This is a genomic window from Paenibacillus sp. HW567, assembly GCF_000374185.1.
Classification (GTDB): domain Bacteria; phylum Bacillota; class Bacilli; order Paenibacillales; family Paenibacillaceae; genus Paenibacillus_AQ.
In genome coordinates this window covers 6297648-6314371 of the sequence record NZ_KB910518.1, presented here as the reverse complement: position 1 = coordinate 6314371, position 16724 = coordinate 6297648, and the positions used below count along the sequence as shown (strand labels likewise).

13 protein-coding genes and 1 pseudogene are annotated in these 16724 nt (G+C 47.7%); 8 read left to right on the top strand and 6 right to left on the bottom strand.

Going from position 1 to position 16724, the window contains the following annotated elements; all coding sequences use genetic code 11:
• Positions 1-21 precede the first annotated feature (21 nt).
• The 5 genes from B212_RS0128170 to B212_RS0128150 all read left to right on the top strand — a co-directional run bounded on the left by B212_RS0128170 (position 22) and on the right by B212_RS0128150 (position 6706).
• Positions 22-1824, top strand: a complete 1803-nt coding sequence (locus B212_RS0128170; RefSeq protein WP_019914660.1) for a sensor histidine kinase — start codon at positions 22-24, stop codon at positions 1822-1824.
• Positions 1825-1828: 4 nt separating this feature from the next.
• The gene (locus B212_RS0128165; RefSeq protein WP_019914659.1) at positions 1829-3418 is read left to right on the top strand and encodes a response regulator; all 1590 of its coding nucleotides are present in this window, start codon (positions 1829-1831) and stop codon (positions 3416-3418) included.
• Positions 3419-3521: 103 nt separating this feature from the next.
• Positions 3522-4859 carry an ABC transporter substrate-binding protein gene (locus B212_RS0128160; RefSeq protein WP_019914658.1) on the top strand — a complete coding sequence of 446 codons (1338 nt, stop codon included), beginning with the start codon at positions 3522-3524 and terminating at the stop codon, positions 4857-4859.
• Positions 4860-4963: 104 nt separating this feature from the next.
• Complete coding sequence (locus tag B212_RS0128155; protein ID WP_019914657.1) at positions 4964-5845, top strand: carbohydrate ABC transporter permease; 882 nt, start codon at positions 4964-4966, stop codon at positions 5843-5845.
• Between the two features lie 15 nt (positions 5846-5860).
• Positions 5861-6706 (top strand): carbohydrate ABC transporter permease, encoded by an 846-nt coding sequence (locus tag B212_RS0128150; RefSeq protein WP_019914656.1) that lies wholly within the window; start codon positions 5861-5863, stop codon positions 6704-6706.
• Between the two features lie 123 nt (positions 6707-6829).
• Here B212_RS0128150 and B212_RS35140 read toward each other — a convergent pair.
• A pseudogene (locus tag B212_RS35140) lies at positions 6830-7647 on the bottom strand (copper amine oxidase); the annotation flags it as partial.
• 60 nt (positions 7648-7707) lie between these two features.
• On the opposite strand from B212_RS35140, the gene B212_RS35135 reads away from it, so the two are divergent.
• The gene (locus B212_RS35135; protein ID WP_019914654.1) at positions 7708-7884 is read left to right on the top strand and encodes an ATP-binding protein; all 177 of its coding nucleotides are present in this window, start codon (positions 7708-7710) and stop codon (positions 7882-7884) included.
• A 56-nt stretch (positions 7885-7940) separates the two neighbouring features.
• On the opposite strand, the gene B212_RS0128140 is transcribed toward B212_RS35135, so the two are convergent.
• The gene (locus B212_RS0128140; RefSeq protein ID WP_019914653.1) at positions 7941-9212 is read right to left on the bottom strand and encodes a glycosyltransferase family 8 protein; all 1272 of its coding nucleotides are present in this window, start codon (positions 9210-9212) and stop codon (positions 7941-7943) included.
• 124 nt (positions 9213-9336) lie between these two features.
• Positions 9337-10374, bottom strand: a complete 1038-nt coding sequence (locus B212_RS0128135) for a sugar phosphate nucleotidyltransferase (RefSeq protein WP_019914652.1) — start codon at positions 10372-10374, stop codon at positions 9337-9339.
• 171 nt (positions 10375-10545) lie between these two features.
• Here B212_RS0128135 and B212_RS0128130 point away from each other — a divergent pair, with 171 nt between their 5' ends.
• Entirely contained in the window at positions 10546-11913 is a 1368-nt protein-coding gene (locus B212_RS0128130) for an erythromycin esterase family protein (protein ID WP_019914651.1), read from the top strand.
• A gap of 207 nt (positions 11914-12120) precedes the next feature.
• Positions 12121-13836: an ABC1 kinase family protein gene (locus B212_RS32625; protein ID WP_019914650.1), complete on the top strand. Its 1716-nt coding sequence runs from the start codon at positions 12121-12123 to the stop codon at positions 13834-13836.
• A 114-nt stretch (positions 13837-13950) separates the two neighbouring features.
• On the opposite strand, the gene B212_RS0128120 is transcribed toward B212_RS32625, so the two are convergent.
• Genes B212_RS0128120 through B212_RS0128110 form a run of 3 tightly spaced genes read right to left on the bottom strand, consistent with a single transcriptional unit; the run spans position 13951 to position 16650 of the window.
• Positions 13951-14919, bottom strand: a complete 969-nt coding sequence (locus B212_RS0128120) for a helix-turn-helix transcriptional regulator (RefSeq protein ID WP_019914649.1) — start codon at positions 14917-14919, stop codon at positions 13951-13953.
• A gap of 33 nt (positions 14920-14952) precedes the next feature.
• Entirely contained in the window at positions 14953-16038 is a 1086-nt protein-coding gene (locus tag B212_RS32620) for an SDR family NAD(P)-dependent oxidoreductase (protein WP_019914648.1), read from the bottom strand.
• Positions 16039-16068: 30 nt separating this feature from the next.
• Entirely contained in the window at positions 16069-16650 is a 582-nt protein-coding gene (locus B212_RS0128110) for a Crp/Fnr family transcriptional regulator (RefSeq protein ID WP_019914646.1), read from the bottom strand.
• Positions 16651-16724: the final 74 nt, after the last annotated feature.

Here is a 16724-nt window from a genome sequence, read left to right as displayed (position 1 = left end):
AGGCTAAAATGGAGGAGCAATATGAAATTTAGGAGACGCTTATATCCGGCGCAGTGGTTCGGCAGGCTATTGATACGCAGGAAGATTATGTACGTCTATATTCCGCTGATTATCCTGCCCTTATTTATTCTGGGTTTTGTTTCATACCGGGTGTACACCGATGCCATCGTCAAGAAAACAGTGAACAGCGTCTCCGACAATTCAACCTTGATTACAACACTCATGAACAGCATGCTGACCAATACGGAGAGCGCGGCGAATATATTAACTCTGAATCTGAATAAAGTTATCGTCGAAAAATATTCCGAGAATGGCGGGCAAGTATCCAATCTGCAGCTCTACACCCAAATTACCAACCAGTTAAGCTACGCGCTGCTGATCTTCCCCGATGTCGATTCGGCAGCTTATATTAGCCGGACCGGCGTAGTCTATGGCTCAAACCCGGGGATGGAGCGGAATGCCGAGCTGGTCCCGGGAAGCAGCATGTTGAGCACACTGGAGCATTCCCGAGGCTCCAACATTTGGTTCCCTATGGAGCGCCGCAATTTCCTCGCCACAAACCCGGAGCAGCCTGTGCTCTCCCTAGGCAAACGAATTGTCAACATCAATACCGGCGAGACGCTCGGCTACGTAATTCTGAATGTACGGGAGGATGCCTTATCAGCTATCTACCGCGATATCGGCTCGATTCAGGATGAATCGTTCATGATTGTGGACCGGAACGGGATAGTGGTCTCGGCGCTGGAGGCGAGCCGGGTATTGCAACCGCTGCCCTCAGGGGCTCTAAGAAACTGGGTGATGGGACCTGAGAAACAGAATCTCCTCCAGCCCTCTCCTTCAGGCAGAATGCTGCTGGTCCGCGCAGATATTGCCAAGCTGGACTGGAAGCTGATCTCTATGGTGCCCTATAACCGCTTAAATGAGGATACGAAAACCATTACCCAACTGATCATCCTCATTGGTTTTGTCTGTCTGTTCTTTGCAGTTCTCGGCGCAGGCATGTTATCCAATCTTATTGCGAAGCCTATCATTAACCTCTCCCGGCATATGAAGCATGTGAACGAGGGTAATCTGGATCAATCTCTGGAGGTCAAATCCAGGGACGAAATCGGGATACTCGCCTCCGGGTTCAATATGATGATGAACCGGGTCAAGGAGCTGCTAAGCAACATCGGCAAAGAGCAACGGGAAAAGCGGGAATATGAGCTTGCCTTGATCCAGGCGCAGATCAAACCTCATTTTTTGTACAATACTCTGGATGTCATTTATACGCTGTCGGATATGGGCAGAGCACGGGACGTGCAGCGGACCACCAAGGCCTTGGCCGATTTCTACAGGGTTGTCTTAAGCAACGGCAGGGACCAAATTACGTTACAGGAGGAACTGAACAGCGTGCGGGATTATTTGTCCATTCAACAGATTCGGTATTCGGATGTATTCAACTTCAAGATCGACATTGACCCGGACATTCTCCCCTGCATCATTCCCAAGCTTACCCTTCAGCCGCTCGTGGAAAATGCGATTTATCACGGACTGAAGACAAAAGGCTCTTTCGGTGAACTGAACATTAAAGGATATATGGAGGAAGGCAAGGTTATCTTGAAGATCACTGATGACGGTGTCGGAATGTCCGAAGAACGGCTGCACGCGCTGGAGACCGCCATGAAGGGGCAGGAGAAGCCGGTCGGTTATGGCGTCAGCAGTGTTCATGAACGGATTAGGCTGTATTTTGGCCCTGAATATGGATTGCATATTACAAGCAAACCCGGACAAGGCACTGAGATCACCGTTGATCTTCCTTATCCGTGGCAGTTAGGAGAATAAATACATGCAGACAGTAATGATCGTAGATGATGAGAGTATCTTCCGTGAATATTTGCGCGGGGTGCTGGATTGGGGCACACTCGGTTTTGAAATTTCGGCCGAAGCCAAAAATGGGGTCGAGGCGCTTGAGCTTTGTGCGGCGAACCCGGTAGATATTGCGCTCATTGACATCACCATGCCGTTCATGGACGGCTTGAAGCTCACCGAGAAACTGAAGGAGCAATACCCTGAAATGAGCATCGTGCTGATAACGGGACATAATGAATTTGAATACGCACGAACGGCACTTAAGCTGGGCGTAGAGGATTATATCCTGAAGCCCTTTTCCAGGGACGAGCTGATGCTGACCCTGCTCAAGCTGCAGCAGGAGCACCAGAAGGTGCAGAAAGAGAATTTCACGTATAAAGAGAACCAGCAGCTTGTGAAGGAAAGCTTCCTCAACCAGCTCATCAGCGGCGACTGTATCCTGACGGATCAAGAGATTAGGAACCGGCTTGAGCAATACAACATCCCTGTTCAGAACCCGGTTTTTGTTGTCGCCTGTATCGAAATTGATCATATTGACCGCAAATGGGAGAAAATAAGCGAACGCCTGCTAATGAAATACGCCGTTACGAATATTCTGAATGAGACGCTGGACGATAGCTGGAAGCATCATATCTTCAATGGGCCGGAAGGCCGGATTATCGGACTGATTGAACACGTGGATCATCAGAATCATATGAGCACCTATTTGGACGGCTACAGAAGGCTTGGCGAATTGATCAAGAAATATCTGAATTTCACAATTACCATCGGCATCGGCCGCAGTAAGGAAGGGTTCAGGGATATCCGCGAGTCCTACCAGGAGGCGCTTGTGGCCCTGCAGAGCAAGTTTGTGCTCGGTCATGACCGAGTGATCACTTACGAATCCGTTGCCGTAGAGGTGGGAAAACAGGCTTTTTACCCCGTAGAGGTTAATGAGGAGCTGCTGATTGAACTGCGGATGCGGAATGCCGAACGGGTGCAGCACATTCTGGACCGTGTATTTGATTCCATTCTCGAGAGACGGCTGTCGATGGATTATGTATATGTTATTTGCATAGGTCTGATCAGTGTGAATCTAGCTTATATTCAAGAGTTGGGCCACCCGATTGAAGAATGCTTCGGAGAGAACTTCTTCCCGTACAACGAAATTCGTAAGTTCGAGTCGCTGGAAATGACCTTTGAATGGATCACGGAATTATTTCATAAGGCTATCCGGTATACAGGCCAATATAAAAATACAAGAGCCGCGAAAATCGCCCAATCCGCCAAAGCTTATATCGAGCAGTGTTATCCCGATCCCGAGCTTCAGCTTGAGCAGGTCGCCCAGCATGTATTCATTAATGCCAGCTACCTGCGGGCCGTATTCAAAAAGGAGTTCGGTATGACACTAAGCGATTACATCACCCAATACCGGATGAAAAAAGCTAAAGAGCAGCTCGGTCAGGGCGGTCTGCGCCTATCGGACATCGCTGAGAGCGTCGGTTATAGTGATGCAGGCTACTTTAGCAAAAGCTTCAAGAAATTCTACGGCTATTCTCCAAGCGATTATGAGAAAAACCGGACTTAATTCTAGCGCGGATATTACCAGAAGCACGCAGTTTTTGCCTTATCAATTGGGTAGGCTCTTACTATACTTAAGTCAGTAAACAACATTAAAGGGGGCCACACAAATGAAGAAACTAGCAACGGCCGTAGCGAGCCTAAGTCTAGTGTTTGTAAGCGCTTGCGGTGCAGCGAACAATAACGCCGAACCTGCGGCAAACGGAGCCAATGCTGGCACGCCTGCTGCGACGAAGGAAGCTGCGGCTGCCACGGATAAAGCGGTCAAGCTGCGCATCTATGCCCAATATTCCGATGATGACACGAAGCTCCCTTATGATTATGCTGTCGCTGAATTGAAGAAAGAGATGCCGAACGTCGAGTTGGAGCTGGAGGTACAGGCTCAGGATGACGGGCAGAAGCTCAAAACCTACGCTGCAACCGGCAACCTGCCGGATATTTTCCAGGCGGGCACGGACATTATCAACACCTTCAAGAAATCCGGCAATATTCTGGAGCTGGACAAATACGCTGATCTCTATGATTTCAAGAGCAAAATGTACCCAAGCACCATGAATACGCTAATCAGCGAAGACGGCCATATTTACGCCTATCCTTATGCCGGCAACGAATTCATGCTCCTCTACTACAACAAAGAGCTGTTCGAGAAGAACAACGTCAAGGTTCCTACCACCTACGATGAGCTAATGACAGCCGTTAAGACCTTTACCAAGGCGGGAATTACTCCGTTGTCCCTGTTCGCCAAAGAGAAGTGGCCAACCGTTGCCCTCTATGATGTGTTCGCGACACGCGCTGAGCCGCAGGGTATTCTGAAGCTGCAAAGCGGTCAAGCTTCGCCAAGCGATCCGGCATACAAGCAAGCCGCTGAAGAAATCTATAATCTGGTCCAGGCCGGCATGCTGCCTAAGGGCGCAACCAACCTGAATTTCGATCAGGCGGCCTCCCTCTTCTATGAAGGCAAAGCGGCCATGTTCCTGAACGGACAATGGGAAATCGCAACCTCCACGGAGAAGCTTGGCGACAAGGTAGGCTGGATGTACTTCCCGGGCGTAGACGCCGCCTCCTATGAGAAGAACAAATATGCTTTTGTCGGCGGAGGAAATCCTGGCGGGTATGCAGTTAATCCAGACACCAAAGATCCTGAGCTGGCAGCCAAGGTAGCCGCCTTCATCTCCTTGAAATATGCCGAATTCAAATACACCGAGCGCGGCAATCCGCTGGTAGCCACCAAAGTGGATAAGCCAATTGTTAAAGAATATCCTCCAATGATGAAGCAGCTCTCCGAGGATATTTCCAAGATCACCAGCACCACGGCCTTCGACTGGGGTCTCTCTGATGCGAAATTCAAAGCCGCTATTGAAGATGCGACGCAAGTCTTGATGACCGGCGGTTACAGCGTGGATGATTTCATTAAGGATCTATCCAAAGCAGTGCCTAACGCCAAATAAGCAGCTATGCCTGAATAGAACCCGCCTAAGCCTTTGCCCGGGTGGGTTCTATCTTTGTCTTCAAAGTCATGAATTGTTCAGCTAACAGCAAGGGATGTGAAGAAATGAGAAAATTTTTAGGAAACAAGACGGCGATTGCCATATTCACGCTGCCTGCGCTCCTATTGTATACGATTATGGTGTTTTATCCGATTATGCAGACCTTCTTCCGCAGTTTATATGAATGGGACGGACTTACGGCAGGAACCTTCATCTGGTTCGACAACTACAAGAATCTGTTCACCGACAGTGTATTCTATACTTCCCTCTATAACGGGCTGATCTTTGCAGCCATCATTACCATTACGCAGATCGGCATTGCGTCCATTCTGGCCTTTGTTATCGCGGATGGAGCTGTTAAGGGCCGCCGCCTGCTTAGAATCAGTTATTTTATCCCCGTTGTGCTGTCTATTACGGTGGTCTGCCAATTATGGCTGTCCATTTATAACGGGCAATACGGTCTCATGAACAAGCTGTTCGAGATCCTGGGCATTAACTATCAGCAGGACTGGCTGTCGAGCAGCAAATCGGCCATCTTCGCCGTCGCCTTCGTCAATGCTTGGCAGTACATGGGTTATCATTTTGCGCTGCTGCTTGCGGGAGTAAGATCCGTACCAGAGCAATATATGGAGGCTGCCCGTATTGACGGTGCGACCAAGCTGCAGGCAATCCGCAAAATCATGATTCCCATGATGGCCGAAACGTATAAATTCTGTCTCGTCTTCGCGGTTACGGGAGGATTGAATGCTTTTGCAAATATGTATATTATGACCGGTGGTGGACCAGGAACTTCAACCTATACACTTACCTATTTGATGTATCGTTCCGCTTTCCGAGTGGGAGAGTTCGGTTATGGAAGTGCGGCTGCTGCTATGCTGGTCATCGAGTGCCTGCTTGCAACACTGATCATCAACCGTCTGGTTGCCAGAGAACGAATCACTTATTAAAGGAAGTGTACAAATATGGCCTGGCTTATTAAGAAGGTGCGAAAAAACAACCTGCCCGTCACAGGCTTTATGTGGCTGTATGCGCTCTTGTCGGTTTATCCCTTGATCTGGATGATCTTCTATTCTCTTAAGAATAACGACGAGATCTTCGTCACTAATCCCTTTGGGTTCCCGACTCATCTACGATTTGAAAATTACACAGAGGCCTGGTCAAAATATAATGTGCCTGTCTACTTCATGAACAGTGTGATCGTGGCCGCGTGTACCGTTATCGGAGCAATCGTTCTATCTGTCATGTTCTCTTACGCAGTTGCGAGGCTGCAGTGGCGGCTGCGGGGAATCGCACATACCTATATTATGATAGGCATGTTCATCCCGATACAGGTTATCATGATTCCGCTGGCCATTCTGGTCAGAGATTTCCATCTCGTCAATACGTATGGCGCCCTCATTGTTCCCTATATCGCTTTTAACCTGTCTTTTACTTCTATTGTATTCTACGGCTTCTTCCGCAGTATTCCGAATGAGCTGGAAGAGTCGGCATGTATTGATGGAGCTTCCATCTACCGTACGTTCTTCAGCATTATGATGCCGATTATCAGACCGGCGCTTGCTACGATGGTGATCTTCATCTTCCTGAATTCCTGGAATGAGTTCACGATGGCCGTCATCCTGATTACCAAAGAAAGCCTGAAGACTCTGCCGCTTGGCCTGCTGTTCTTCCAGGGCCAATTCACAACGGACTGGGGCGCAATGGGCGCGGCGATGACCATTGCCAGCTTGCCTACTGTCCTGATCTATATGCTGTTCAGCGAGCAAGTCGAAAATGCGCTTACCGTCGGGTCGGCGGTTAAGGGGTAATATTGTCGTGAACAAAGAGGGCATCCTTTGTCGCGGGATGCCCTCTTTGTTATAATTATGGAATTCCATGAAGTTGAACGGCTTCAGCATCGCCGAGGCCCACTCTGTTGACATCATTGGGAACTCTTCCGAACGAGGAATATGGGTTGTACCCGTTGTGATCCAAACTACATCGTCCTGCTGATAATATTGCGGTTCTGTGCAGCCCAGGCCCCAAGGCCGGTATCGTTAGGGTTCTGGTTGACATACTTGCCTTCGGTATACAGCTCATTCTTCATGTACGGTGTAACCCAGAAATGATTCTTCAGATAACCCGCACGTTTAAGCAGGTAATCATCCTCACTGAAGAGCGGATTTTGCGCGAATGGATGTGTCCCGCCAGCATTCGGAATCACTTGATAGCCTGTCAGATAACCAAATTTGTTGCGGGTGTCCGGGTTCGTCACCAGCAGGATTTTATCCGGATCAAATTTCTGTGCGGCTTCTTGTTCCGTATAGTAGGTCTTCTCATTAAGAACCATTTCACTCTTCTTCACTTCGTTGCCTTCAACCGGTGCTGCATAAGGGTCCGGCTCAAGCACTGTATTCTTCTCCCCGTCCACATCCATATCCAGGCGGAAGTTATAGATATGCTGATGGTGCAGCGCAAGGGTGTGCTCCTCCGTCAATGTACCATTGCGGATATCTTTGATGTCCCCGTTCTGCTGGAACACATAGTCGAAGGTATAGTCATAGTTGCCTACCGTCGAGATAAAGCGAAGGACAAGCTCCATCCGCCCCCGGCTCTCGGTAGTTGGCCCTTCGGCATGGGTCCAATCGGAATCGGCATAACGCTCAAAGACACCGATAACTTTAGGCGAGGTGTAGGGTTTGCCCTCATTGTCGCTAAGTGTCGCATCAATAAATGTTGTGTTACTCGGAACATCGTCTCCAAGCACCATAGGACGTCCCAGCCTGCCGACACCATATTCACCGGCATCCATGCTTTGGAGCTGCCTCATGTGTTCGATTCCTTTTACCGTATCGACAGGTCGCGGAATAGCCGTGTTCCAGACAGCGGTCTGGGGCTAGCCATCGCGCGGGAAATCGTCCTCCTCCATAAAGGCGAAATCGGTGTGAAGACAAACGGCGGGAAAGGCAGCCGGTTTTACTTTTCCCTGCCGCTTGTACAAGAGTGACCTAAAAAGAAACCACTCCTAATAAGAAGTGATTTCTTTGTTCGCTTGCATTTCCCTTATGAGGTACGCTTTAAGGTGCTTTTTGTGCGATGTGAGCTTTTTTTCAGCAGGACCTTCTTCACCGCATGTTTGTTCTTCTTGCGGGCTGACCGCAGCTTCTTCGTTGCCTGTGCTCTTTTCTTCATTGCCAATTTACGTTTGAGCAGCTTCCGCCGTTTTATGGAACGGTATTTGGCGCGGAGCATTTTTTTCTTTTTAAATTTCAGTCTGAGTCTTAACCGCACCCGTTTTAACTTCAGCCGTCTCAGCCGCAGCAATCTGCTGGGTTTCCGTCTGCGCGGCTTCACGTGAATATTCTCCGGAACTGCTAACGGGACCGGAGCTGCTGCCGGAATCTGAACTGCCTCGGGAACCTGAACTACCGCTTCAGGGGCAGGATTTATTGGAGCGGGTGGCTCTGGCAACGCAGCCGGAGGCTCTGCTGGCGGCATTGGAGGAGGAGGCTCGAACGAAATGCTCACCGGCTCCGGCTCATAGACAGGTACCGGTGCCGGGTCTCTGCCCCACGGGGTCATCGCCAGATAATTAGCGTATATCGGTGCTGCGGGTGAATCGCTATCCCACCATTTTTCATCCCCGGCGAAGTGAACGATTTTTTGAACCATGTCTAGTTCAGAACTAGCGAACGTATTGAACCGCTGGTCCAGTTGCAAATAGTTAGAGCTATAGATGGCATTCAGCACATCCTGATCCGGCATAGTCATCATTGGATGAACGCGCATGAAATTGAGCATTTCTTCATACCAGGTCGGTTTATTGCGGATATTATTCAGATGAAACAGAATGACCCCTGAGTTGAAATACAGCTCCGCGTTAAGACCCAGTGAATTAAAGTACTCCAGCAAATTTTCACCCTGATCCAGCACTGCGCCCAAATAACGGTCTCCAAGGTCGATGCTCCACAATTCGTTAATATCCATATTGACCAGGATGTCGCAGTCCAGATAAATAACCCTGTCTGCCTGAATAAATAACGGAAGCAATAACCGGTACATACTGGCTATTGTCCAATAGTTGATTTTATGCACACCGGAAGCAACCTCTTGCAAATCCCCAGGAACAGAAACATGGTAAAAGTTGATGTTGTGATGAAAAATATCCACCAGTTGAGTGAGCTTTGCCTTATTCTCTTCCGTTAAGGTATCATCGTGTACAATGTGCACATTGATCTTCTGCTGAGTATTGCAAAAGATTGATGCCAGAACAACACCCGCATGCTCCGTATACCTGCCGTCTTTGTCGTTAATCGTCAATAATAATTCAATCATCTTCAAGAATCACCTACCCTTAAAGTATTTTCTCCGCATAGTTGCCTGATGCAATAGACTACTTTAAGTGTATGTGTCCACCCGGATCAATGGATTGGACTAATCCCCAATAAATATTTGATTATTATGAATCGTTTTGCAGATCAGGATTTAATCTAATAACGGTAGCGCGATCGCCCAGGATATGACTGGCAGGCTGCTCCTGAGTTTCCTGCTCCGCCAGATGAACACGTGAACCGAATACACTTCCCTCTGCATGAACATGGGACAATGACACCCGGTCCGTTAAAATGCTGTTGACCAGAATGCAATCCTCGACGACGCTATTCGGACCAATATACACATGAGGGCCGATGACACTGTTGCTTACGCGGGCGGTCGGATCAACTCTAACCGGAGGAATCCACTGCACCGAGCCGTCCTGCCCGGATGGCGCTGCAAAGTTGTTCGGATCACGATCCATCTGGTACCGGTTCGCCCCAAGCCAGCGTTCATGAGTCCCGATGTCAAAAAAAGGGGCAGTCGTTACACTGTACGCAACATGCCTGCCTTCAGTAATCAACATTTGAATACCATCCGTCAACTCGTATTCGCCGCGCGGGGAAGGTGTAAGTCTCTCAATTGCCGGCCAGATCGCCCCAGTGAGTACATATACACCAACAATAGCCAAATTGGATTTGGGATGACGCGGCTTCTCCTCGAGACTGATAATCTGTCCATTTTCAATGGTGGCGACTCCAAATTGCTCCGGCTCCTTGACCTGCTGGAGCAGGATCGAAGCCGCGGATGTATCCTTGTCCAGCGATTGGATCAGCGGCTCTAAATCCCCTTCATACAAGTTATCGCCAAGCATTAACAGAAAAGGGGAATCCGCCATAAAAGACTGCGCGCTGCGGACTGCATCTGCCAGTCCATGGGCTTCTTTTTGCAGCAGGTAGGTTAAAGAGGCATTCCAGCGCCCCCCATCCCCAATCGTTTCCTGGATCTCGCCCTGTGAAGGGCTCACTACGATTCCTATTTCGCTAATTCCGGCAGCGACAAGCTTGTTAATAATAGAGACTAGAATATATTCTCCGTTAACGGGTAACATGCACTTCGGTTTGGTATAAGTCGAAGGCTGCAGTCTCGTTCCTCGGCCGGCACACAAGATTAACCCTTTCATACACATACCCCCTACACTTAAATGAGTTCTTTACATTTTATGCACAAGCTATACGAATGCTTGGATTGATATCTAGCAGCAACAATCTATGAATCTATCCTTTATCAAATCTTTATTTACTCCTTCTATAATGGGGCGAAAGTTGTACATAAATTTGAGGAGGAACACAGAATGTCTATGAAGTTGAATTGGAACCGGAGGGTCATCGTTATCTTATCTCTACTGCTGGTGCTGCTATACGGCCAAAACGTTTTTGCAGGGAATGCACCGAAGTCCACTTCGAAGCCGCTGGCTGATGCGCATGAGATTAAGTCACTTAGCGGAGAGGATTATAGCGATCTGGCTTTTTTAAAACCGCTGCTGGCCGGCAAAACGGTGGTCAGTCTGGGCGAGAACTTCCACCGGGTAGCCGAATATGCAAGTATAAAGACGAAAATGATTAAATACTTGCATGAAGAGCTGGGATTTGATGTGATTGCCTTTGAGTCCGGCCTCGGTGATGCCGAATTTATCAACAAGCAGGCTGATCAAATGACCGCTACAAAGATGATGCAGTATTCCGTCCTGCCGGTCTGGCATTCCAAGGAGACACTGGAGCTGTTCAACTATATCAAGAAGTCGCGCAAGACAGCCAAGCCCCTGGAGCTGGCCGGTTTCGACAATCAGTTCACTTCGCCATTGCTGACCTACGGCGTGAGCGACTTCATCTCCACACAAGACAAGGAGTACGGCAAAACCTTTCAACAATTTGACCTGCAGGCGATCACCGATTTCTATGAGATTATGAATAAATATGGTTTGGCTTCTGAGAACAAAGAGTACACACAGGGTATGGAGCAAGTGATCCAGCGTAATGTGCCGGAATACGAAAAGTATATCCAGTACATCAAAGAGCGTCGGAAGCAGCTCGCAGCAGCGTATCCAAAAGATCCTACTATCGTCGATGTTGTTCTGAAATCGCTGGAGGACCGGGTGCATTTTTTGCAGGATGGCTTGATCACAAATGTGCAAGAGTCCTACGAGGCACGCGACCGGGCGATGGCTGAGCATGTGGAATGGCTGATGAAGGTCAGATATCCGGGCAAAAAAGTTATTCTGTGGGCGCACAACGACCACCTTGCGAAGAACACCTCGGACATCCGGGTGCTGGAGGACGGCAAATGGGGTAACAGCTTCAAGAGCATGGGAGAACTGCTGCACCAAAAGCTCAAGGATAAAATGTATGTTGTCGGCTTCTTTATGAACAGAGGCAAGACCATTTCAATCACAACCATGAAGCCATTCTCAGTTGGCCCGATGCCGAAGGGCAGTCTGGAGCAAACCATTATGCAGTCCGGCTACAAAAATACGTTCGTCGATCTGTCCGGCCACACCAAGGCAAAAGCGGCCAATAGCTGGATGTTCAAGCCGATCTATGCCGCTGAAGACGGGATGACAAGCGAGGTCATTGTCCCGATGTCGATGAGGTTTGTCCCGAAGGAGCAGTTCGACGCCCTGATGGTCATTGACCGGATCAGCACTCCAACCCCTGCGTATTAGAACCTCTCAATATATGGAGATCAAATCATATCCTTGGCGATAAAGAGTTATCTATGCATACGGTTCAAAACCCGCTCCAATTATTGAAAATTTGATTCGTATGAAATATCATACTAACGTGTAGATTGTTTATGAAAGGAGAGATTTAGGCAAAGTGCTAGGAACAACATCAATGGGTGAGAGAGGACCTGAGGTAGATGAAAAAGAATGAGCGAATTCTTTAGATTGATGAAGGATGTCCGGTTCAGAAGAACCATGCAGATGATTTTTAAGTTTGTTTGGGATTTCTGGTGGCTGGGCAGGCAAAAGCATTTTATTCCAAGACGGCGCTTTGAAGCGAAAACACAAGCATTATATCGAAAACAGGCAACGTATTTTACGAAGACCGCTATGGATATGGGTGGATTAATTATCAAGCTCGGTCAGCATGTTAGTGCGCAAGTGGATTTTTTGCCGAAGGAAATTCTTGATGAATTGTCAAAGCTGCAGGACTCCGTAGATTCCGTAGATTTTTCCGAGATCAAGCACAAGCTGGAGAGTGAACTGGGAGCATCCATTGGCGAGATTTTTGCTGAGTTCAGTACAACTCCTATCGCAGCGGCTTCCTTAGGGCAGGTACACCGGGCGACATTACGAACTGGTGAAGAAGTTGCAGTGAAAGTTATGCGTCCCGGGGTCGAGGATATTATCGCTATTGATTGGAAATCCATACAGGTTGCTATTCGTTTATTGAAACGCCGGACGAAGATTACCGACTTCATGGACCTTGATGCTGTGTATGATGAGTTTCACGATACCGTTATGGACGAGCTCGATTATCAAAAAGAGGGGCGGAATGCAGAAGAATTTCAGATGCAGTTCATCCATCGGGATGATCTCGTTGTTCCAGGTATTTATTGGCCCTATACAACTTCAAAAGTGTTAACCATGGAGTTTTTGGAAGGTGTAAAAATCAATGATTTTGCCCAGCTTGATGCCTGGGGTGTGGATCGGACTAAGCTGGCGAAGGCATTGATGGAAATTTTTGTAGAACAGATTCTAACCGAGGGTTTCTTTCACGCAGACCCGCACCCGGGAAATGTTCTCGTGCAGCCTGACGGCACCATAGCATTAATTGATTTTGGAATGGTCGGACGAATTGCAGATGATATGAAGGCACAAATGGTGGCACTTGTAATCGCTGTGTATCTAAAAGATCCTCACGGCGCAATTGACGCGCTTAATCATCTGCGATTCTTAAGACGGAATGTAGATTTAGAGGTGTTCTCAAGGAATCTCACGTTATTATTTGAACAAATCAACGGGGATACGTTTGACTTGAGTTTTGTGACGTCTGGTGACAATGTTGAGGAGCTGCGTGATTTCCTCTTTTCTCAGCCCTTTCAGTTACCTGCAAATACAACATTTTTGGGAAAAGCAATCGCCACGGTTTATGGCCTTTGTCTAGGACTGGACCCTGAGCTTGATTTAATTGGGACCGTTAAGCCTTATGTCGAAAAGGTTATGCGGAACGATCTACGGGGAAATGTCTTTTCCAACGTAGTAGATGAAGGCAAGAATCTTCTAAAAGGAATCCTTCCTACGACCAAGAAGTTCATTTCTGCAGTAGATAAAATGGATAGCGGAAATCTACGGGTAAAGCTATCCAGTTCCTTTGAGCAAAAATTGATTGATACACAAAATAAGAATACACAGCGGATGATTGCAACAATCATTGGCGCGGTGTCCCTTCTGACTGCGGTAAACATGTGGAATGAAGTGAATCATATGGTTTCTTATGTGCTGGGCGCTGTGGGGCTGCTCATAATGCTGAGCCAGCTCAGAACAAGGGGAAAGCGCCGGGATGAAAGACATGCAAGACAGATGAACGCCATGCGTGAGCATAGCAGATTGGAAAAGCCGAAATTTAATTCCCATAAATAACTGCCAAAAAACAGAGGATCTCTTAAATAGAGGTCCTCTGTTTTTAGGTAACGTTTCATAGCCGAATAGCCTGCATATACATATTCAAATCCATGCCCTGCAGGATTGTATTGATTATAACTTCCGTACTGGCCGGATATACTTCAAAAACCGCTCTGGATCGTGATACACGTAACTGATTCTCCCAGGGGAAGTATCCAGGCAGTGACCCGTTTCGGCAAAATCAAAAGTTGCCATTGCCGTTTCCATCTTATCCTCTACTCTACGATTTTCCTGCTCATAATCGAATGGCCCATGTTCAAACACAATATACTCGGCTTCGGGAACATCAATCATAAGCATTTGTGGGGGTACTTCGCCTTTATAGTCGAAAGGAAGTCGTACACCAAAACACTCTGTGCGTCGAATTCCCCAATCGCAGAGTCTGCCATCCGGGTCATTAATGTATGCCATAATCTGACCGCTGCCGCCGTTAGACTCACTCCCGCCATCATCATCCAATTTGCCCTTGATACTATCAAGTAAGCCGCAAATGGTTTCGCTATCCTGTCCCGGAATAAGACTCTGCTTCTGCCAAAAATCCCAATACCCATTACTCTCATAATTTTTAATGTGCAAAAATTTGTGTGCGGGAATGGTTACACAATAAATGTTAATATCATCTGCAGATTGGATCATACCCATCTCTCCATATCCGAAAAAGTAGCGGTCGAACGAGTTTATTTTTGTACGAAGGGCGACAGGCATAGGCTTTTTCCGGTATTCACTTGGAGCTACACCATAGGTTCCCTTGAAAGCCCTGGTAAACGCTTCATGTGATGAAAAACCATAATCAAAAGCAATATCCAAAATGCTTCTTTCACTATCCCGGACCTCTTTTAATGCAAACGCTAATTTTCTCTGCCGCAGATAATCCCTAAATTGCATACCCGATATTTCCTTGAATTTTCTCGTAGTATGAAACTCGGAATAACCTAACTTGTGAGAAAGAAATCGCAGCGTTATAGCTTCACTGTTACGATTCTTAATACACTCGTCAATTTCATTAACGATGATTTGGATTTGCTTGTGCCACTCGTACATTCAATGGTTCACCTCATTTCTACCGCTCTATAGTCATTGTAGATTAATGGAAATTGCACTGCTTGATTCTACTTGCGGAAAAGAGAGGGCATCTGAAATACCTGTTAATTCCTCGCTCAGTGACCACAGACGTGTGGCCTGTACGGGATCAATTGCCCACGGCAGCACACCATAAGGCGAGTTGCTATCCTCGACAGCGACTGCAATGTTGCAATCCTCGCAATATACGCCACCCTTGCCAGACAATTCTCCGCTTAATGCACACCAGACCGGAGTCGCCGCCCCCTGCTGGCTGGTTTTAAATTCATCGCCAACATGATGGGATTTCAACTGTTTAAATAGGTTGAGTACACTAGTGACACGGAATAACCGTAAGATTCGGGGCACTATTTTCATCATGCCTGTTGCCAGACCGGAGGCGTCTTCACCCATAGAGCTGCTGCCAAGATTGGTGGAGGGAACCAGACCGGGATGGGCTGCAAACGCTCTGACACCGTAGGCTCTGCCTAATCGGTCAAGCTCCACGGCAAACAATACATTGGCTGACTTGGACTGTGCATACGCCCTCTTGGGATCATACGCAGTTCTGGAGAAATGGGGGTCATCAAAAAGAACACCACCCCAGCGCTGCGCTCTTGAAGAGACCGCAACCACACGCGCCCCTTCCGCATTCACTAAAGCAGGCCAAAGTCTTGCGGTCAGTTGAAAATGGCCGAGATGATTTGTAGAAAACTGGGATTCATAGCCACGGGAGTCTCTTTGAAGCGGAGGGGTCATGATGCCCGCATCGTTAATAAGTAAGTGCAGCTTTTTACCGGTAGACAGAAACTGTTCAGCAAAAACATCAATGGAATCGGGCTTCATTAAATCCATTACACCTATTTTCACATTCGAAATCCCCTTCAAAGCTGCCTGTGCTTTGAGGAGATTGCGAGCCGGAACGAGCACCTCTGCACCGGCCTTTGCCAGTGCCTTCGTAATTTCGAGGCCCACACCGGAATATCCTCCTGTTACAATCGCGTTTTTTCCTCTCAAATTATAGTTATCGGCAATTTGCTGGGCGGTCGATTTCGCTCCGAATTTCGATTGGATGTTCTCTTGCTTGGTTGTAGCTTCCATTTGATCCATCTCCTTTCAAGTCTTGTGCGTTTAGTTCTCCTCTCTAATCACGCGGCGGATACGGCTCAGGGATACAGGCGAAATTCCCAGATAAGATGCAATATGCGCTTGGTTTACCCTTTTTTCTATTTGCGGGTATTCCTTCTTCAAATCGAGATACCGCTCTGTGGCCGTTTTGGTGACGAGGCTGGTTTCGCGCAGTATTTTTCGTTTCAACGCCTCCTCAAGCATGTGAATATAGGCCATCATTAAGCCTGAATTATTCTGTATTTGATCAATAATTACCGCCCAATTGAGTTCAACCACAACGCATGCCTCCAAAGCCTCGAAGCTGCATACATGCGGCTTGTCTGTAGTCAAAAAATTCAAACCGTAAGCACTACCCTCTAAAACAAACATATGTGTCACATCATTGCCGTCCGCATCCAAATAAAATCCGCGCAGAATGCCCGACAACAAGAGGCAGCCCTTGTTCTCAGCAGTAATCAGCTCACCCTTGCCGTAATGAAGCCTCTTCTCGACATCTACAAGTCTCTCCAAGGTTTCCTTGTTCATATAGGTATTGTAGCGATCCAGGATCTTCTCCAGGATTGAGTTATATTTGTCATTCATCTGTTCTGCTCCTTTTTCTTCATATTACAATTGTAGCCTGTATGAGGAAGGGCCTTATTAACATATGTAAATTT

What these genes read in the sequence shown, in the direction of transcription:
- B212_RS0128170 (WP_019914660.1), top strand. Translation starts at nt 22, where the DNA reads ATGAAATTTAGGAGACGCTTATATCCGGCGCAGTGGTTCGGCAGGCTA.
- B212_RS0128165 (WP_019914659.1), top strand. Translation starts at nt 1,829, where the DNA reads ATGCAGACAGTAATGATCGTAGATGATGAGAGTATCTTCCGTGAATAT.
- B212_RS0128160 (WP_019914658.1), top strand. Translation starts at nt 3,522, where the DNA reads ATGAAGAAACTAGCAACGGCCGTAGCGAGCCTAAGTCTAGTGTTTGTA.
- B212_RS0128155 (WP_019914657.1), top strand. Translation starts at nt 4,964, where the DNA reads ATGAGAAAATTTTTAGGAAACAAGACGGCGATTGCCATATTCACGCTG.
- B212_RS0128150 (WP_019914656.1), top strand. Translation starts at nt 5,861, where the DNA reads ATGGCCTGGCTTATTAAGAAGGTGCGAAAAAACAACCTGCCCGTCACA.
- B212_RS0128140 (WP_019914653.1), bottom strand. Translation starts at nt 9,212, where the DNA reads ATGATTGAATTATTATTGACGATTAACGACAAAGACGGCAGGTATACG.
- B212_RS0128135 (WP_019914652.1), bottom strand. Translation starts at nt 10,374, where the DNA reads ATGAAAGGGTTAATCTTGTGTGCCGGCCGAGGAACGAGACTGCAGCCT.
- B212_RS0128130 (WP_019914651.1), top strand. Translation starts at nt 10,546, where the DNA reads ATGTCTATGAAGTTGAATTGGAACCGGAGGGTCATCGTTATCTTATCT.
- B212_RS32625 (WP_019914650.1), top strand. Translation starts at nt 12,121, where the DNA reads ATGAGCGAATTCTTTAGATTGATGAAGGATGTCCGGTTCAGAAGAACC.
- B212_RS0128120 (WP_019914649.1), bottom strand. Translation starts at nt 14,919, where the DNA reads ATGTACGAGTGGCACAAGCAAATCCAAATCATCGTTAATGAAATTGAC.
- B212_RS32620 (WP_019914648.1), bottom strand. Translation starts at nt 16,038, where the DNA reads ATGGAAGCTACAACCAAGCAAGAGAACATCCAATCGAAATTCGGAGCG.
- B212_RS0128110 (WP_019914646.1), bottom strand. Translation starts at nt 16,650, where the DNA reads ATGAATGACAAATATAACTCAATCCTGGAGAAGATCCTGGATCGCTAC.